At 62.0% G+C, this 18,428-nt stretch carries 15 protein-coding genes, 1 tRNA gene and 1 pseudogene; 3 read left to right on the forward strand and 14 right to left on the reverse strand.

Annotated elements, in window-relative coordinates; translation table 11 throughout:
* Positions 1 to 8: 8 nt before the first annotated feature.
* The 3 genes from GQR91_RS02730 to GQR91_RS02740 all read right to left on the reverse strand — a co-directional run bounded on the left by GQR91_RS02730 (position 9) and on the right by GQR91_RS02740 (position 2,974).
* Positions 9 to 1,253 (reverse strand): type II toxin-antitoxin system HipA family toxin, encoded by a 1,245-nt coding sequence (locus GQR91_RS02730; RefSeq protein ID WP_149681066.1) that lies wholly within the window; start codon positions 1,251 to 1,253, stop codon positions 9 to 11.
* A complete protein-coding gene (locus GQR91_RS02735) occupies positions 1,250 to 1,573 on the reverse strand; it encodes a helix-turn-helix domain-containing protein (RefSeq protein WP_149681067.1) in 324 nt (107 codons plus the stop codon). The genes GQR91_RS02730 and GQR91_RS02735 overlap by 4 nt, the downstream gene beginning before the upstream one ends.
* Positions 1,574 to 1,654: 81 nt before the next feature.
* Positions 1,655 to 2,974, reverse strand: coding sequence for an AAA family ATPase (locus tag GQR91_RS02740; RefSeq protein ID WP_149681068.1), 1,320 nt, complete (start codon positions 2,972 to 2,974; stop codon positions 1,655 to 1,657).
* 518 nt (positions 2,975 to 3,492) lie between these two features.
* On the opposite strand from GQR91_RS02740, the gene GQR91_RS02745 reads away from it, so the two are divergent.
* Together GQR91_RS02745 and GQR91_RS19450 are read left to right on the forward strand one after the other, a co-directional pair.
* Complete coding sequence (locus GQR91_RS02745) at positions 3,493 to 3,744, forward strand: hypothetical protein (RefSeq protein ID WP_149681069.1); 252 nt, start codon at positions 3,493 to 3,495, stop codon at positions 3,742 to 3,744.
* 148 nt (positions 3,745 to 3,892) lie between these two features.
* A pseudogene (locus GQR91_RS19450) lies at positions 3,893 to 4,294 on the forward strand (recombinase family protein); the annotation flags it as partial.
* Positions 4,295 to 4,468: 174 nt separating this feature from the next.
* On the opposite strand, the gene GQR91_RS19455 reads toward GQR91_RS19450, so the two are convergent.
* The 11 genes from GQR91_RS19455 to GQR91_RS02805 form a co-directional block, all read right to left on the reverse strand.
* On the reverse strand, positions 4,469 to 7,405 hold the full coding sequence (locus tag GQR91_RS19455) for a MobA/MobL family protein (RefSeq protein ID WP_149681071.1): 2,937 nt from the start codon (positions 7,403 to 7,405) through the stop codon (positions 4,469 to 4,471).
* Between the two features lie 261 nt (positions 7,406 to 7,666).
* Positions 7,667 to 8,569 (reverse strand): HNH endonuclease, encoded by a 903-nt coding sequence (locus GQR91_RS02760; protein WP_149681072.1) that lies wholly within the window; start codon positions 8,567 to 8,569, stop codon positions 7,667 to 7,669.
* A 257-nt stretch (positions 8,570 to 8,826) separates the two neighbouring features.
* On the reverse strand, positions 8,827 to 12,000 hold the full coding sequence (locus tag GQR91_RS02765; RefSeq protein WP_149681073.1) for an RNA-directed DNA polymerase: 3,174 nt from the start codon (positions 11,998 to 12,000) through the stop codon (positions 8,827 to 8,829).
* A 237-nt stretch (positions 12,001 to 12,237) separates the two neighbouring features.
* A complete protein-coding gene (locus GQR91_RS02770) occupies positions 12,238 to 13,404 on the reverse strand; it encodes a helix-turn-helix domain-containing protein (RefSeq protein WP_149681074.1) in 1,167 nt (388 codons plus the stop codon).
* 14 nt (positions 13,405 to 13,418) lie between these two features.
* Positions 13,419 to 14,087, reverse strand: a complete 669-nt coding sequence (locus GQR91_RS02775) for a hypothetical protein (RefSeq protein WP_149681075.1) — start codon at positions 14,085 to 14,087, stop codon at positions 13,419 to 13,421.
* Positions 14,088 to 14,291: 204 nt separating this feature from the next.
* Positions 14,292 to 14,792 carry a hypothetical protein gene (locus GQR91_RS02780; RefSeq protein WP_149681076.1) on the reverse strand — a complete coding sequence of 167 codons (501 nt, stop codon included), beginning with the start codon at positions 14,790 to 14,792 and terminating at the stop codon, positions 14,292 to 14,294.
* Positions 14,793 to 14,861: 69 nt separating this feature from the next.
* The gene (locus GQR91_RS02785; RefSeq protein WP_149681077.1) at positions 14,862 to 15,260 is read right to left on the reverse strand and encodes a hypothetical protein; all 399 of its coding nucleotides are present in this window, start codon (positions 15,258 to 15,260) and stop codon (positions 14,862 to 14,864) included.
* Positions 15,257 to 15,898: a hypothetical protein gene (locus GQR91_RS02790; protein ID WP_149681078.1), complete on the reverse strand. Its 642-nt coding sequence runs from the start codon at positions 15,896 to 15,898 to the stop codon at positions 15,257 to 15,259. The genes GQR91_RS02785 and GQR91_RS02790 overlap by 4 nt, the downstream gene beginning before the upstream one ends.
* Before the next feature lies 1 nt (position 15,899).
* Positions 15,900 to 16,580 carry a hypothetical protein gene (locus tag GQR91_RS02795; protein WP_149681079.1) on the reverse strand — a complete coding sequence of 227 codons (681 nt, stop codon included), beginning with the start codon at positions 16,578 to 16,580 and terminating at the stop codon, positions 15,900 to 15,902.
* Positions 16,581 to 16,929: 349 nt separating this feature from the next.
* On the reverse strand, positions 16,930 to 17,529 hold the full coding sequence (locus GQR91_RS02800; protein WP_149681080.1) for a hypothetical protein: 600 nt from the start codon (positions 17,527 to 17,529) through the stop codon (positions 16,930 to 16,932).
* A 286-nt stretch (positions 17,530 to 17,815) separates the two neighbouring features.
* A tRNA-Pro gene (locus tag GQR91_RS02805) sits at positions 17,816 to 17,892 on the reverse strand.
* Positions 17,893 to 18,085: 193 nt separating this feature from the next.
* Between GQR91_RS02805 and yajC the strand changes: the two genes are divergently transcribed.
* A complete protein-coding gene (yajC, locus tag GQR91_RS02810; RefSeq protein ID WP_160146726.1) occupies positions 18,086 to 18,424 on the forward strand; it encodes a preprotein translocase subunit YajC in 339 nt (112 codons plus the stop codon).
* Positions 18,425 to 18,428: the final 4 nt, after the last annotated feature.

Below are 18,428 nucleotides of genomic sequence, written 5' to 3' on the forward strand. Positions count from 1 at the left end.
CCTTCTTCTCATCCGAAGCGGTCGTCGGTGGCCTTTAGACGATCCGCGATCTCCCTTTGTGAGACGGTGACGCCGACATCGGCAGCGATGACGGGCCATTCGGCCAGCGCGCCGCGCGTCCGGTCGATGATCTGGGTGATGACGCGATCCGAGAGTCCATGGCGACGGCCCAGTGCGAGGACGTGCGCGCGGGTCGGCGTGCGGCCTTCGCCTTCGACTGCCAGATAGTGTTCGCCGCCTGGACCGACCGAGAAGGTGAGGTCATAGGCCGGGGCTAGCCGCCACTCGCCGCTCGGTCCCATCAGATAGCTGTGCTGCCGGGTGTGATCGTCGCGGTTGTGTGCCAGGACGTTGAAGACCATGCGGCGGAAGGCTTGTTCGACGTCGCCGGCATGGCGGGTGATCGCCAGGGTGGCGCGCAGGAATCCGTCATAGTCGAGGCTCGGCATCTCGGACGGGGCTTCGGCTGCCCCGGCGAGGGATACCATGTGCAGCCGGCGTCCGGGGGCCGGTCGGTCGAAGCGGCGCGTCGCGAAATAGCCAGGCCCGTCGCGCTCGGGCAGGACGCGGGACTCCGCGATCGTCAGTCCGGCTGTCCGGGCCATGCGCGCATAGGCTTCCTCGACCGGGCCGATGTCGATCGGGTCGCCGGTCGCGCGGAACTTGACGATCCAGGCGTCATGGCCCTCCGCGGCCTCGCCGACGCTGATTGCGCCATCGGGGGCGAAGCCGACATGGACCTTGGGACGAGCCCCGCCCGATGCGCCGCCCAGCGCCGCCAGCGTATCGGTCAGCGCGCCCTCGTCTCCGGCGAGAAGCAGCCGCGATTCCTCGGCCAGGGCATCGAGGTCGATCGTTCCGATCGCGTCGTCGGGTGTGGTGGCTGGCTGATAGACCAGCGCGCCACGGCCACCTGCGCCGATGATGGCCAACTGATCGACTGGGTTCAGCGTGTCGAACTGGACGTCGATCCTGGCGAGGCGACGCCGCAGCAGCAGCCGTCCCCAAGCATCTGGCAGGCTGTCCGCCAGGAAGCCGTGCAGCCCGCCGAAGGACCGACTCCGTGCAGCATGCAGGCCCGGCTCCGGAGGATAGAGCAGCGGGGCGACGGGCAAGTCGCTGAGGATGACGTCGGGCGACCATTCGAGCTGGGCGACACCACTGGCCATCACGACCCGGCCAGCTGGCGCAGCGGGCGCGGCATCGTCGAATGCCAGTGCGAGCCCTAGCGGTGCCCCCGGCCTCAGCTTCACGACGTGGCCCTCGACGCGGCCCGGCGGCGGCGCTTCGGCGCGGTGCGTTCGGTCATCCGGTTTTGCTCCAGCAGGGCATCCATCGAACTGGCCACCGGCTCCGGGAAGAGAGCGAACAGATCCTGCTCGCACCGTAGCGCCACGGCCGCGCGGACGAGGTCGTCGATCGACGCCTTGCCCTCGGCCTCCAGGCGCCGCCAAGTGCGATAGGAGACCCCGGCGCGGGCTGCCGCATCGACCTGTGTCAGGTTCATCGCCAGTCGGCGGCGCTGGACCTTCTGGCCGATTTCGACAGAGATTTCGCTCGGCGCATACATCATTGTCCATTTATGGCCCGTAATTACCAGTTTGGCAACTTTAGAGGCCACATACGGACGATCCTATGAGCCAGTACAGCGGTGCTATTCAGCAGCCTCTGCAATCGGCTCCGGTAGGTTGAAGCCGAGGTTGACGATCCGGATTTTGCCCCGGCGCGTATCGATCAAGCCGTCCTTGCTTATCAGCGCCAGCTCCCTGGCCAGAGTGCCTGGCGTTTTCGCCTTCTCCCCGTCTACCTCGTCGGTGATCGTGGTCAGGACCGCACAGGAGGCCTTCGTCGTGTTGAATGCGGCACGAAGCGCATCCCGTTCGATGACCGTGTCGGGTTTGCCACCGTCGAAGGATGCCAGAAGCGAGAGCACTGCTTTCCGGAGTTCCTCCGTATGCAGGCCCTTCTTGCCTCGTGGCTGGAGCAACGCCGTACCGAAGATGCCTGGGAAGTCGGCCGTGATGTGGTCATAGGCGCCGTCCTCCCTGCGCCGCAGCAGCGCGCGAGGTCGAAGATCCGCCCCGAGCGAGTTCGCCTTGGCCACTTCGACGATGACGACATCGCGGTCCGTCAGACCCGGATGAACGGCGCGGACTGTCTCGAGGTTTTCGGACGCTCCGGCGAGCCGAACTTCGACCACCGAGCGTGGCGTGGTAGACCACATGGCGGATCCACGAAGTCGTTCGATCGCGGCGTCCTCGGTCTTCCGAGCGGCATCCTTGGGCGTATGACCGATCACCGCCCAGAACATCTTCTGCCGGTACGACAGTCTGTTCAGATGGAAGAGGAAGTTCGTGGCCGCCTCCGAGTTGGCTAACTCGAAGCCTGCCATCGATACCGCAGAGTCGAGGATGACGCCCACGATGCGATCCTCCGGCCGTCCGTCCTCCTCGACTTGCTTGTTCCACTCGTCGAGAAAGGCCTCGATGCCGTTCAGAACCGGGCTTGGCTGCCAGCGGCCGCCAGGACCGTGCTGGAAAAGGCACGCGTTCGGCTCCGGGAACTCGGTTTGCGTCATGCTCAGGAACGCCATGACGTGGATGCGCTGGCATAGAGCGACGGCATCCTCCTCGGTACCGCCGTTCTCCCGCATCAGGCGGCGTGCGATCGAGCCGATGCGCAGCAGAAGATGCTCCCGCAAATCTTCTGCGGTCAGGACGAGGATGTTCCCGCGAACGCCAAGGTCAGCACCGAGCCACTGGCGGGGTGCGGCATCTCCGGTCGCGGCCATATGGGCGGCCATCCAGAGCAGTAGCTGCGTCTTCCCGGTCGATCCGGCTCCGAACCATATGGTCGCACCGGTCGCTGGCATCAGGCCATCCACGGCATAGTCCATCTGGCGGTTCTGCGACGCGGCATCGATCGCCCGATAGTCTCCCTTGCGCGCCCGAACCATCCAGCTTTCATCGGTCATCTGTCATTCTCCCTTTGATGCGCGGTTCTAAGGGCACGGGCTTAAGGGGATATGACGATCGACGGCCGATGATAGGCCGCCACCGTTCGTCGCAAAACGGCGACGGCGTTAAGGAAAACGAAAGATTCGTTTCAGATATAGAGGGAGGTGGGGTGGAGGCGAAGGACTCGGGTCCAACGACTACACCCCACCTCCTCTCTAATCCGACCTGCGTCCGATGCGCGTCGCTGACGGATGGGGGCGTCACGCCCGTTCGGCATGATCCAACAGGTCAGCCCTGAGACCCTGCAAACCCCTTTGCGCTGGTGCACGATTTCGTTTGCTTTCTAGCTTCCCGAGCCTGGTTGCAGGACCGCCGTGCCCATTCAGCTGCCACCCGGTCCTCTACACCTTACCCAGAGAAGGTGACCCCTCCGTTCTGTGATGCACGCGTCGCGGTAACCACAGGAGGGGAGTGAAGGCTCTGCCTGCGGCGAGGATGGGATCTTCAAAGGAGCAACTATCCTTTGGAGGAAAAGATGAGACTGAATGCAAAGCAGGTCGACGCAGACCGCCGCCAAGCCCGTGCGTATGCCGACGACGCGCTTCGAGAGGCTGTTTGCCGCTGGATCGTCGACAACAAGGCCAGCCGCGCCCGAACCGCACGCGCGTTCGGTATCTCCGTTGAGCGCGTTGGTAACTTTCAGTTCCAGACGCTGATGAAGGAGCAGACGGCGAGATACTGGGCCAAGATGCGGGGCCAGCCCATGATCCAGCTGCCAAGGCGCTGAGGCTTGCTGCCCGTGCGACGCTGTTCAGAACTTGGAGCTTTTGCACCAGGACTTCGAACAGCGTCGGCTTGGGTGCAGAAGGTAGGAAGAAGGCAATTGAGCTAGGTTTGGAAGTGCTGGGGTACCTTTCACCCCAGGATGAAAAAGAATGAGTGATATTGCCTACTACCGCGTGTCGACCGGAGGCCAGACGATCGCGGCGCAACGCGGCGCATTGGCCGGGCCGATGGGCCGTCCCTTCGACAAGGAGTTCGAAGACCAGGGCGTCAGCGGCTCGGTCCTGGCCCGGAGCCGGCCGGGCTTCTCTGCGATGCTCGGCTATGTCCGTGAGGGCGACAGGCTGCACGTGTCCGCCATCGATCGGCTGGGCCGTGATGCCCTGGACATCCAGGCGACGGTCCGCGCGCTCATGGACAAGGGCGTCGAGGTCGTGGTGTGCGGGCTCGGTTCGATCACGTCGGGCGCGGGGCTCCTGATTCTCGCGGTGCTGGCGCAGATCGCGGAAATGGAGCGCGAGGCCATCCGCGCCCGTACCCGGGCCGGGCTGGACGTCGCGAAACAGTCGCTCGCTGCCACCGGTCGTACGCACCGGGGCAAGACCAGCCTGGGGCGGCCGCTCAAGGCGGACCCCGCCAGCGTCGCCGCCTGGCGCGTGGCCAACGCGGCGAGCCTGTCCGCCACCGCCAGCCATTTCGGCATTAGCGCGGCGACTGTGAAGCGCTATCTAGCGCCCACGGTCACGTCCCCGCCAGTCGGTGATGACGGTGGCGAGATCGTCGCTCGGCATGTCGCTATGGCTGACGACGAGATCGCCGGCGCGGCTGACCACGTCATCGCTGACACTGGCGCCGATGGACTCCACCACGACGTATCGGTCGGTCCCGGATCCGTGCCGCTGACGATCGACGTCGGCGAGCAGGTCCTCCAGGCGCCTGTACCCACGCCACGCGGTGACGAGGGTGGCGAGCCGTTCGTCGGCGAGGTCGACCTCCCACTCTTTCCCGACCTTCCGGAGTGGAGACCGGGCGGCGCTCATCAGGGCAGCGCGCAGGTCGGCCAGCAGGCGGTTTCGCTCAGCGACGCTGTGGTTAAGCCACGGCGACGCATGACGCCGCCGCATCGCATGGGCGACAGCAGGCTCGTCGGCGAAGGCGTTGGCGGCAAACCGCCAGTCGGGAGCGTGGGTAGCGTCGATGACGAGCCCATGCTCCCCTTCGACGACCCGCAGGGCAGGTTCGGAGAACAGCGCGGCGGCTAGCGCTGCCACGGCCTCCTCGCGCTGGGATCGCGCCGCATCCTTCGCCGGTTCCGGCATCGGATGCGGCCGCGCCGGCTCGAGCGGCCTACGCGATTGGATCGGCGGGTTACGGCCCAGCAGCCCTCCGATCCAATCGCGCCAGCCACGACCGGTTTCCGATGTACCGACGGCGATGACTGGCTCGACAGTCCGCTTCTCTGCCAGGGCGCGCTGATAGATGGGATGCTCGCCATAGGCGCGAACATGTTTCAGCGTTCGCGCCGCACTCACATCACCATCTGCGGCGGCGAGTCTCAGGCTGTCCAAGCCTACCGCTGCCACGTCTGTTGCTGCGGCGATCATCCGTTTGGCCTGGAGGTCGGCGAAAGCGGCGAGACGCCTCTGCGCCATTTCCATCAGTGCGGGCGTGGTCAGGGCAGTGAATTCAGCACGAGTTATACCGGGCACCCGATACTCGGTCACTCCCCCCTCCGGCGGCAGGACAGGGACGTCGTCCTTCATGATCCTGTCGAACAGCGCATCAAGCGTCGCCCGCGCGTCCAGGCGGGCGGCCTTGGACGCGCGCCGAGGCTCCCGGCGCTCCTTCAGTGCCGTGGCCGCTGACGTGATCTCGTCGATCGCCGCCTGTGCCTTCGCGACGGCGGTTCGATGCCCAGTCAGGACCGGGGCATGGTCTCGCTCGATCGCAGTGATGCCAGCAAGAAATGCCTCTGCCTCGTCTGCGCGCGCGACGATCGCTCCTTTCGCTCGCTGCTCCGCCCGGTCCGCCGTCCCGCCCTCGATAGCCTCCAGTATCCGGCGGCATACGGCGATCGTCTTGTCCGGCCGAGCCCGTGCCATGGTGAGCGTGACGTCATACTCGGCGCATTCGGCATCATGCTGTTGCAGGACCACGTTGGCCGCATCGAACCGGACGATCAGATCGCGGATGGAGGCCATCCGTGCCTGATCAATGACCGATCCTTCCGCGCAGAGGCGCTCCGCCTCTAGCAGCCGACGCCGAAGGTCCGCCCGGGCTTTCGCCCGCTCCTCGGCTGCGGTCCACGCCTCGCGTAGCAGCGCGGACCAGAGCATCTCGGCGTTCTCGATGCCGCGGCCGGTCAACACGCCGACCGCGTCGAGTGGAGCCGCGCGGGTGCCAAGCGGCTTCTGCGCCTGGCGCTCGCAACCCAGCGAGCGGAGATCACCCGGATGGAGCTGGCGAGTAACTCCCAACCGGTCGAGCTCTTCGTTGCACCGCTCGGCGAAGAAGCGGCGCATGTCGGCGATCGAAGCGGTGCCATAGGCGCGATAATTTCCCCCATCGCTGTCTCGCGACCATTCCGCGATCTTCTTCTGCGCGTACGGATAACGCACCCGTTCATGCTGACCCTCAACCGGCTCGGCGATCTCGAAGTCCCATCGGTCCCCCATCCTGCTGGCCGGTCGGTCATGACAGGCGATGTGCAGATGATGATTGCGGCGGTCATTATGGTGATCGGGCGCATGGATCGCCGCGACGTACATCATGCCGATTTCTTCCAGTTCTGCGCACATCGCTTCGGTCACCGCCCGCCGACCAGCGGCATCAAGGCCATCTGGAAACTCTGCCGTCAGCCGATACTGCGACCGTCCACCGCGCGCCTCCGAGAGCCGAACCGGCAGCTTGCCTTTCGTGGTCCCGAGAATGCTGGCCAGCGTCTTCGCCAGCTTGCGTGCGGCAACACGGTCGATCGCCAGATCATCGAGCGGGACCGTATGGGGCCTGCGCTTGCCTCTTTCATTCGCGAATTTTGCTGCCACGTCACGCACGGCACAGGGAACGTCCTGTGCATCTGCCAGTACACGCCACGCCGCACGGGACGCCCTCTCGGGCACCAGGGTCAGCCGGTCCGCGCCTGGTGTGCGTTCATGGCGATGCACGGCACGCCAATAGGCTTGCCGCTCCTGGGGATCCTGCGAGATATTTGTGAAGACCGCGCGCTCGCCATTGATCGCCTCGGTGGCGGATGGCCGCACGGCATAGCGGTCGAAGCCGTCCGGAGAGATCGTAACCTCCACCGCTTCCGGCCGATCGATATAGGCATCATGCGCCGCTGGTGCGCCAACCGCCAAGCGCTTGCTTCCCTCCGGCGTCGTGATGCGGCACCCGCCGTCGCTTGTCTTGCTGATCGCCTGGAATTCGAAATGGAAGGTGACCTTGCCTCCGGCGGAGACGAAGCGTTCATGAAAAGCACCGGGCACCGCGAAGTTGGGGGAGCGCAACCAGCGATTGCCACGGACCTTCAGGTCCTTGACCTGGTCACGAACATCCTTACGGACGCGCACCGCGCGACCGAGCGCTTCTTCCTCTTCGATCGCGAGCGCGAGTCGCAGCCGTGCGGAACAATGACCTATTGGACCGAGGGGACGCTGGATCGACATGGCCGGGCTCCTGTTGCCGGCATCATGGTACAGGACGCGAATCACGGGGTGAATCACCCCCTCTTATTTTCCCCGAGGGGGCTCAGCCGCCGACGGGCCGCGCCCCAGCGCGCCCTTGGGGACGCCGACCCCGGCGTCCTGGAACCGCCTCGCCGCATGGCGTTGCACGCAAATGTGAAGGATTCACGTTTGCGGAATTGCGCCTCAACAAATCATCCTGCTCACTACTCCACCTCGACGGACCAGTCGGGAAGATGCCCGCTATTGTTTGAAGCGGTGCTCTCGGTGCCAGCGCACGAATTCCGGGTGCGGCCGGCTTGCCAGATGTGCGGGCAGGATCGCGCCTCCAGACGGGTTGATGATCGAGCGGACACTGTCTGGATCGTTGACCTGGCGCGACACCAAAATCCGCATGTCGTCGTCGAAACCGATCAGGCCCCGGTCGAACATCCAGTGCGCCGTGCCCGACAACGCCATGCCGTTGCTGATGATGTCGGGACCGTTCGCCTCAACCGGCAGAATATGGGCCGCCTCGACCTCGGCGCGTCCGCCACCGTTGATCAGCTTCAGCCCGGTCACCGCACAGCGTTCGTCATACGCGCGCAGAACGATGCGGCGGAACACCCGGTCCCGCACGACCCGCGAAACCAGTGTCGCGACACGTTCGCGTGCTTCGTCGAAGATGAAGGGCGCGCGCTCCTCCTGCACGGCGGTTGGCAGGCCGACATCGCCGGTGCGTGGCAGGAGCGGGCTGATGTCGTCAAGTCCGGCGGATACGATCCGACTGAAGTCCGCTGGAGACAGCGATCGTACAGCCGCCTGGGCGCGACCAGAAATCCTGCCAGCTTCGTTGAGAACGCCACGCTCTATGACTTGGCCATCGGCGTCCGCGAAGGAGACCGGCATAGCGAAATCGAGATAGCTGCCCGGCTCCACCAGCGCGAGATACATACCGGGTGCCGTCGCGTCCGGCACGATCTGTTCGATCTTGGCAACGGCGAAATAGCCGCGTGTGTCTCGAATCTTGCGAGGCTCATAATAGATTATCCAGTCACCGAGACATGCCTGGGCCCGGCTCAGATACTGGCCCGGAAACTGGTAACGCTCCGCTGGCGTGTCGTCGTAGATCGAGTCAAACCTATGGATGAAAACGCCGAACGCCATGAGCATGGCTTAGCGGGGCCGCCGATCCATGCAAATCGGTATCAGCTTTTTGTCTTCGAGGGTAATTGCAGGAGCGACAATCCAGCCGTTGCCATCATTAAGACCCAAAAAGCTACAATCAGAATCGTTCGGCTGCCTCCAAAATGTAGACCATATTTCATCAGACAGGGAGAAGGTAGCGACGCACCCTATTTGGCTCGTTCTCGATAACATTGTTGGCGACTGAAAAGCTGCCATTCGTCCAAACCGCGCAGCAATTAGTCGGGGATACACCTACGCGCCGAGGAGATGTTGAAGCCTTCGGGCGCCGGCTTGTAAGCGTCCGTCGCGCGCGACCAGCGCTTCTCGCGACTCTGTTGCCGGCGTAGCCGAGTCGGCTCGATCTCCACGACTACCAGTTGGTCATTTAACCCGCCGCGTACCCGGCACACGTCACGCTCGAACGACCTCTTAGCCGGCCGTCGCAGCCTGCTATCACCGTAGCGACGATTATTAACTAGCGCCATATAGGCATGAACATCGAGCGCAGCGGCATCAATCAAGGCAGAAAAGCTGTCCAGATCTTTGTTCCATGAAAGTGTGATCAGACAGTCAACTTGGCCTTGAAAACCTGCCCGATACCCCATGTTTTGGAGTTCGCTGCAAACGAGGATGCCGAAGTAAAGCCCGTTGTGCTGGTACACCCGCTTGGGGTCAGTTCCTTGGGCCCAGCTCAGACCGTGACTGGCATAAAGCTGCTCCTCCTCTCCTGGCGCCGGCAGCGACTTGCGTTGCCGTACTTGGATCGAAGACGGGTAGCCCAGCCGATCATCTGTCAAAACGAGTACCGCCGAGCTGTCGATCTGCTTGTCTGGATGATGCACGTAATTGACTCCAGCTATCAGGCTGATCCCGCTGGCACGCAAACGTCCAGCAATGGTACTAATCCAGCGCTCAGGCACCGATAGTTCGGGCAGAAGCAGATAATCTGGCTTGGGTGTCGTGAGAATTGCGGTGTTCACGATGCTTGCGAGCTGTCGGTATCGCCGCAGCGACAAGTCGGGGTTTCCCGCCGCTCCTTCCTCCCAGCTTTTGTCGGTCACCTCGAAGCTGGTCAGTCCCAGCCTTACGGCGCGGCCTAGCGCTGAGTGCTTCACAATGATCGGTAGGGAACGATTGTGGCTGTCGGCTGCAATTGCGGGAGCGGGCTTCTTCCCTGCGCCGGTCCCATGTCCGACATCAAACGGTTCCGCGTCCAGCTCTTCCGCTAGATCGCCGCGCACCCAAACTCCACGTACCGCGCGCGTGTAATCAGCCCACTTATGGGCAGCGGTGACAGGCTCGTCAAAAACGCACTCGTCGGGCAAGTAGAGCGCAATCTCCTCGGGGGTGTATGGCCTTGTTGGGAATAAGAACGGCAAAATCGACCGTGGTGCTGGATCGTCCTCCGCCTGAAGCGCAGACAGCGCCACGCGACGCGGCGGTGGTCCACTGGCATTGCGCTCAGTGCGTTCTAGAAATTGACGAAGGCAGTCGACGTGCTGATAGCGACCTGCCAGCAATGCCTCGTTCGGCTGCTGGGCTGGCTGCGTCACCGCATCGGTACGGAGGTGCTCACGATAAGGTATCCTGGCCCAGTCTGCCTCACGCGTCCGCCGCGCCAACTGCGTCAGCTCGTGCATGGTTAGCCCTAAGTCTTTGACCAGAGCTGCGAATGCTCTCGCTCGCGGCGGCGTGGATGAAATAGGATAGGCACGAATCAACGCTTCGCGAAAGAAGCGTGTGACCTGCTCGCGAGTGTCATTCCAGACTTCCGGTGGCACAGTTCCAGCATAGATCCCATTGATTTTCATCCGTGCCGCCTGAGTGGACTCCTGCAGCTTGAAGACGGCGGCAATGGTTTCTTTGTACACTCGTCTCGCCGGTGCCCAGTCACCGAGCGACACCGCGAACGACAGCAATCGTGGCAAGTGATCGACCTGCTCCAACACCTTGTCGGCGCGGATAACGTGTTCGTGAGAGAACTCGTAAAAGTCTTCGCGTTGCGGTTTCCAATCCTGCGGTTGAAGGTCTCGCGCCAGTGTGTTTACTGCGCGTAGCAACACCGACCATCCGAGGCGGCGAAGGGTCAATCCGTCTGCCCGCCGCAGACTGTCGGCGTCGTCGGCAGAGTCGGTTGCGGCCAACGCCCGCGCAGCATGCGACTTGTCGATATGCTCAGGCAGCGGCATCGTCCGCCGCTCGCTGGAAACTTCTCGGATCTGCGAGGCGATATGGTCAAGCAAATCGGCGCCTGATCGTCCGCTTAAGAAGAACGTCTTTTGTTTTGCGGCCTGTAACGTCAGGTGAGTTCTGCCAGCCCATTCGGGCAACGCTAGCCTAACGTTTCCGGTCGAATCCCGGTCAAACGCGGAAACCCGCTGCGTGATAAATTTCCAAAGGTCTTTCGGCGACCTAATGTCATCACTATCGTGGAGCACCAAGAATAGGTCGTCGACATAACGAGCATAGTAAATTGGGGATAGTTGCCGCTCGACCTGTCGATCCAAAAACGCGAGGAGCACATTCGAAATCACCCGGACGACCGACAAGCCGATAGGTATACCGGCATGTTCCTCGGTATCGATAGGACAGCCGAGTGCGGACAGCCTCTCACGGCAGCGCACCGACCACTCACTCAGCGCGGCGCTTATTAGCTGACTGAACGCCAATTCAAACGGGCTTAGCTCGACACCAAGATATTCTAGAAATCGGGCGTCAACGAAGAAGTTGGGGTCAATGCTATGATAGAAATTGCCGACGTCAAGCGTCATCGCGATAATCGGCTGCTCCCGCTTTATGGCGTCGCGCATGGCATTGAGGCCATCATCACGCCACTTGCGGTAAGGCTCGAAATAGGGCTCAAATGAACCCAGAGATTCTAGGTGATAGTCGCCGACCCACTTGCGGTCCTTGTCCGCGCGATAGCGCCGAACACGCGAAGCGAGCGCACGATTGGACAGACATGCGTCGAACTTATGGCCGACCAAGTTGACCCACAGTGCCGATAGCACATGGGCCTCGACGCTGAAGTCGCCGATGAGCCGGAATTCGGGAAGCGGTGTTCGCTGATCCGTGGACCGTCGGAAGGCCCGTTCCGCGTCGGAGAAAAAGGCGTGCGCCGTCGACGCGTCCGCGTCTGGCATCTCGCTCACATGTTGCTCAAAATGTAGCCGTTTGGGAAAGATGATCGGCTGATTGATGCCCTCGGTTAATATGGTGGCGGCTTCGCCTGCCTGCAGTCGTACCAGCAGTGCCGCAAGCTTGTCAGGTAGCGACTGTTCGTAAGCGACGAAAGGTTCAGCTACTCTGATGGATGACTCATAAAAGCAATCGACCTTGGCTTTGCGATACGCGAAGAACAGGGCGGAGAGTGACAGGTCGCTCCAATCGACTAAATCTTTATCTGCCACGTTGCCTCCGCTTTAATGACGATCACGTTATCGGTGATGGCGTCAATTATCAGGGCTCCACCCTATACGAAGGCGTCGCGGTTGCACAAGTGCTGCGAGGATCACCGCCCTGTTTCCACTTCAGCACCAGCAGCTCCGAGAGCAGACGGGCTGTTAACGGATCAAGAGCTGCTATCCTAGCAGGAATTTAATTTCCCCGTCAAAAAATAGCTTTGACTGTTTACTACGTGATTAGCCTCATGCATCGTCTACGCGAACATCTGGTGTGAAGTTGCCCTTCAGCCGGATAGGCACCACTCGCTGGTCTAAATATCCCTCCGTCAGTCCCGCTAGTCCTTCGACGTCGCGCAGGTTCAATCCAAGAGCAGCCTCGATCTGTGCACGCGTGTAGACTCCATGCTCAACCAGCATCCGCAGGCCCTCGGCAAGCATCGTCGGCCTGTTGACCGGGAAAGCGTCGTCGAGCGGCTCGACTTTGCGGATTCGAAGACTGTTCATCTGCCGGAAAAGGTAGGAAAATTGGTTTTCGGACAGAATTCCAAGATCTCGGCTGCGATATGCCATCGATGCTATCGACACACCCCAGCGTGCCTTCAACGCTTTAAAGTAGGCAATCGAGCTGCCGAGTACTTCGCGGCTGAAGGTCTCGCGTGGAAGCAGGAACGCGCTAGCAAACCGATTTGCCTGTTTCTCGATCATGTCGAGATTCGAACTGGTGACCTCTATGTCGGGATGGAGCACCAAGTGACCAAGTTCGTGCGCAAGGTTGAACAAGTCGCGTGGTCCCCCGACGACCTCCTCGGACATTAGGACGATGGGCCGACCGCCGATCCAGCAGCTAACGGCGTCCATGTCCTGACAGCAGACCGGTTCGCGCACCAACAGAATCCCGTTCGCCTCGATGGTGGCGCCGAGATTGCGGATGGGGCCACGGCCGAGACCCCAGTGATCGCGAAGCCTCTCGGCAGCACATTCGATGTCGTCTTCGTCGCCGTGCTCGGCATCGAACTCGAAGCCCGGAAAGTTCACGTCCGGTAAGGCGATGAAGCGTTCGAGTAGGGTGCCGATATCCCCCGCCCATTGCATGCGCCGGACAATTCGACGGCGATGGTGCTGCTCCATCCGCTTAAGACTGCGGAAGAACGGCGACCGCGGCTCGCCAGCGCGCGACGGCAGGCTGGTGAAGAACGAGATCGGCTGACCGGTCTCGCCGATGATTCTACTCATAGTCTCGCCGCTCGGGGACGCTTGGCCGGTCTCGAACTGAGCGACGGCCTGTCGACTGACGCCAATTGCGTCTGCGAACGCCTCACCGGTGAACCCGCGTGCCTCTCGTGCTTCTCTGATCCGTTCCGGAATCGGTTTAGCTCCGGCCGAGGCCGGAGCACCACGATCGTTGCTCATCCCGCTACCTGTAGTCAGGATTTGATGTTGAGATTGGACTCATGGTCGTTCTTGCGCAACGCTTCCTCGATGTGGTCGCGAAAGCGAAGCACGAGGCCCGATGTTGGCACGTCGACTGGCACCACCTCAATCGGACCCAAGCGGCTGAGCACGTTTGCCCGTGCAAGCCAGCTGTTCCGCCCGGCCTCGGGCATGCCCCAGCACAAATGAGTGAGGTCGGAACCATTGGCGCCGAAGGTCAGCCAAGCATACATTTCCTGCGTCAACGCACCGTGGAGCGGCACGACGACAGGATTCCTATCGAACAATTCAAGCTGATTGCTGAGTCGCTGATCCTGGCGAGTGGGCGTCTCTTCCGGGAAGGCCACGGGGCCATCCGTCCTGCATACATGGGCGCGGAACTGCCCAGACCGCAGCTCGACCCAATGCCCACCACCCAGCGGCATCCTCGTCATCTCCGACTCGAATGGCAGGTCGCCAGATTTACAGGCCTCGTGCACGCTGAACAGGACGGCGGCGCGGCGGATATGCCCCCTGATATCCATGCCGATCAGCGACTTGAGGAATAGTTCGTTTTCCATCACATCGCTGGCCAGTGCGACCGCTTGAGACACCGAACGCATCAGCGCTCTGTCGGTGCTGGGCGGAAACGCGTCGTCGAGAAGCTGCTGAAACGGAACCATGTCTGCCCTTATACCTGATCGCAAGCACATTCCCGAATCACTGATCTCGGGTCAAGTGATTTCTCGGATTTTAAACCAATCCGGTATCCGTGCGGTCTAGCTTCCTTGTGCCCGCCAGCGAACCGCTGACCTTGATGGAGGCGCGGTCGATGCCATTTAGCTCGACGCAGGTTTCCGACGCACCGCCTGGGGCAGATAAGACAATCACGCCACTTCACGAAGGTTAATAAAGTTTGCGTTCGCCGGTTCGGCAAACTTCGTCCCCATTCGACGCATCAGCCAAGCGTCGGCTCGCTGAACGCCATCGGCCGTATCGTCGGTCGGCTTGCCGTCGATGTGAATCAGTTCGCGTGGAGACAAGCGGAAGTGGCCGCGCGATTTCGGCTGCGGCAGGATCACAGCGCGGTTTCCCGCCTTGCTCAGCCAAAGGTTGCAGTTGGCGTAGACGCGGCAGAAACCGTCGCGTGGCAGGTAGATCGTGATGCCCGTCCGGCCGAATTGACCGTTTGCCGTGGTGCCGAACTCCAGCGCGACCATGTCGAGGTTCGATCGCAGCACAGCATGAGCCATCTCCGTCCGACCTTCGAAATCGAGTTCTTTGCCACCAGTGACGACGACGCCGTGTCGCATTTTGTGCTTGCCGAGCAGAAGCCGGGTCGCTGCGACGGTGTGAGCCTGGAGGATGGCGTCGTCGTCTTGAGTCATGGTCACTTGCTCCTTTTTTCATCTTGAAATCCGGGATCGCATTCACCCCCTCCCCATCAAGGCGGGCGGTCAGTGACCGACCCGCCACCATTTAATTGTGGGCGCGGCGACAGTGTCGATCGCACTGCGCAGTTCGCGCAGGTCCTCCAGGCTGCCGCCAAATCGGTCAGCGGGTGCTGCTCCGCCCAACGCATCGAGCGGTAGGTTCATGGCATGGCGGATCGCGCGGCTGTCGTGATTGAGGCGCCATTCCAGGCGTATGAGAATGTTGATGAACAGCCGCAGTCGCTCTGCGCGAACAACACCTACGGGCGACCACAGTCGACCGAGATGGATCATATCCTCCGCCTCAGCCCTGTCGATGCTGAGCAGGCGCATGGCGTGGTCCGAATCGATATCGTGGGTCAGCATGATCCGGCCGGCAAGATCGACCAGCGCGGCGTGGGCTTCGTCCTGCAAGCCGGTCACCTGAAGCTCGCCAGGTGGTCGGCCCACATCGCCTCGATGATCGCCTGTCCGCGATCATGGATCATATCCTCGTCATACAGGCCCTGCCGGATGCCGAGGCCTGTAACGCGCCTTGGAACGATCAGGGCGTGCGCATGCAGCGGGAAGGCCGCGTTGATCGTCCCCGGCGCATGCAGGATCAGGACCGATGCGAGATCGCGGTCGCGAGCGAACCGTTCGCGCAGGAAGGCGCGTGCGCGTTCCCAGCCGATATGCACCCGGTCGACGTCGCCCAGCGGCAGCGTCAGGTAGGTGAGCAACGCCTTCTCGCGCTCGACGGCATGCGCGTCCATTTGACCCAGGAGGGTTGCCGGATCGGCAAGTCCATCGTCGGCTCCCGCGGGGAGAAGCACCTCGATCCGCTCGACATTCGGCGACCAGACAGTGGTGTCTGCACTCGCGTTGGCGGGACCGAGATGCGCCTTGCGATAGCCGAACTCCAGCGCACTATTGATCCGACCGGCATAGGCACGGCGCAGGACGGCGAAGACGGTGCCCGACGGAGAAGGCCCGGCTGGGTTGAGGTAGAGCCAGCTCTGCGGATCGACGTCGGTGGGCGTCGGCTTGCTTGGCAGCTTGCGGGGCTTGCGCGTAGCCATGTCAGCGGCCTCGCCGGCCGGTCACGATGCAGACGATCTCGCCCGCCGCACGACAGACCCCGTCGCAACGCTCATCCCAAGTGACGAATGGCGGTGCCGTGTGTAGCGCCAGCCCTTTGCTACTGATCTCGACGAACGCGCCAGCCTGGCCTGGCACCAGCCACAGGCCGCCGTCGCATTTCCGCATGAAGGTGAGGCCCTTCATCGTGAACGGCCCGTCGGGCCCGACCAGTGCGATGTCGACCGTGACGGGGTTCATGGTTTCCGGAAACAGCCCGGTCCGTACCAGCATGACGTCACGTTTGAAGCGGGCGCAGGCTGCCTCCACATTCGCGTCGAACAGCGGCGCGTCGCACGGCGTCGCTGCCATCAGGAGATTGGCCGAGGCGATGTCCAGTGCTCCGGCAGGCAGGCCGGCCAACGCGCCGATCGGCAGGGGTGCCTCGTTAATGGCGGCGAGGGGCAGCGACAGGACACGCAACGAGGGATCGAGCGACGGCTCGATCGGGGACGTCAACATCTTGGGTACTTTCGGCGAGAGGATCACCGGCCCGTCGCGGGTCCGGATCAGGCCGCCTGACTTTTTCCTTTGGTCAGCAGCTTCGCTGCACCCCTCATTTGCCCTATATCCTTGACCGCGCTGCTGGCAGCTCGGGCCACATTCACCAACGAGGTCCAGCATCGGGCGAGTGCATAAGTTACTGATTTAGGAAGATACTGGCTCAAAATTCGACTTGCGTGTGTTTTGCGTGAAAAGAACCGTCATTCACGGCCTGTTCTCGTCTCGTTCTCTTGCATTCGCACGTTCGAACGAAGTAAAATCAATGACTTAGGTCATCCCATCTTCGTTGACATCGCAGGGGTCGCAAGTTCAATCCTTGCCACGCCCACCACTTCAAAAAGCCTCGGATGTCTTCGGACTTCCGGGGCTTTTTAGCACCTGATCGGACACTGGTTCCAAGATTTCGGTCATCGGCCAAGCAATGCCGGTGCCACGCGGAAGCGATGCATTTGACAAAGCCAGCCGTCGCTTACCCCCTGGAACAGGCACTGTGCTCGACCACCTGGACGCTCATGCTCGCAGCAAGAAAGCGACGCGCGTCGTTCATCACGACATTTATCCACTCGGCACACCAAGCCGGAGCGTAATCGTCTTCATCGCGCGCTTCCGGGCCGAACAGTTTTTCCAACTTCCAAAGCAGTGCGGGGCAATCTGGCGCAGGCGTCTGGATCAGACCATTCTCGATCGCGCACTGAACGTCACAGAGTCGATCGCTCTCCAAACCGGCGGCGTCAGCGCCCAATCGCTCACTATCACGTCGATACGCCAGCCAAGCGTCCCTGACCTCTGCCGCTTTTCGCCGGAAAACCGGAGACCAATGATCATCCCAAGCGTGCAAATTCGTTGGATCGACACGATACTGAGTGATCTGACCATTCAGCGCCTCGATCTCGAAGCAGAGATCCGGGCGTGGAGATATGCGTTCGATTTCCTCATATATGGGATCATAAATTGCAGAATTATAGTGCTCGAGGGCCTGCTTTGCCGCTTCCTGCTCGGCAAGGGCCTTATACCACAAATCCCGAGCAGAAGTCGACGCCGCGATATTCACCGACACATGCATGTTCATGAATGATTGCTTCCTTCCGTACACTGGCTTGTGCCGCCAGGTTTGAGCGGAAGGCATCTATCGCTGCGCAGGCGTAAGCGATGCATTTAAGAACACGGTACGCGCCGGGATAACAACTCGCCCCCCCTTTACTGAACGAGGAACAAGACAAGTCACGGACGATCCCGTTGCCTGACGATCAAGCCAAGCATTCGCATCCGGCGGATGAGAATTTATAGTGCTAAGGAGCCAGGTCCTTGGACCTTGCCGACCGCCCCGCACGGTCATCGCTGCGGCTCGGTAAGATTGGTCGGGGCGACAGGATTCGAACCTGCGACCCCCACACCCCCAGTGTGATGCGCTACCAGGCTGCGCTACGCCCCGACCAGAGCCGGCGCCTCTAGGCCCAGTTTGCGTGCAACGCAAGCCCCAAGCGTGTGGGACAGCTGCAACCGTCGCCGGGATGCCCCGCTTATGCGGCCGTCCATTGCGCGTTTGCCCCGGCAATGGTAGCGGGCACCGCTTAATCGCCTGGCCGTTTCGCGACGTCCATGCCTACCAGTCACGAACGGGTCCGATGTTCATTTCCACCGCATTTGCACAGGGCGCCGCCGGCGCCGCGTCACCGGGCGGGTTCGCCTCGTTCCTCAGCCTTGCACCGCTGCTCCTCGTCTTTGTTGTCTTCTATTTCCTGATGATCCGCCCGCAGCAGCGCCGGATGAAGCAGCTTCAGGCGGCCGTGGAGGGCGTGAAGAAGGGCGATTCGGTCACCACCGCCGGCGGCATCGTCGGCCGGGTGACCCGCGTCGAGGACAAGCTGGTCGAGGTGGAGATCGCCCCCAATGTCCGCGTCCGCGTGGTCAAGGCGACGCTGACCGACGTCGCGAATCCGCTCGCCAAGCCCGCGAACGACTGATCCC

The sequence above is a fragment of the Sphingomonas carotinifaciens genome, assembly GCF_009789535.1.
Taxonomy (GTDB): domain Bacteria; phylum Pseudomonadota; class Alphaproteobacteria; order Sphingomonadales; family Sphingomonadaceae; genus Sphingomonas; species Sphingomonas carotinifaciens.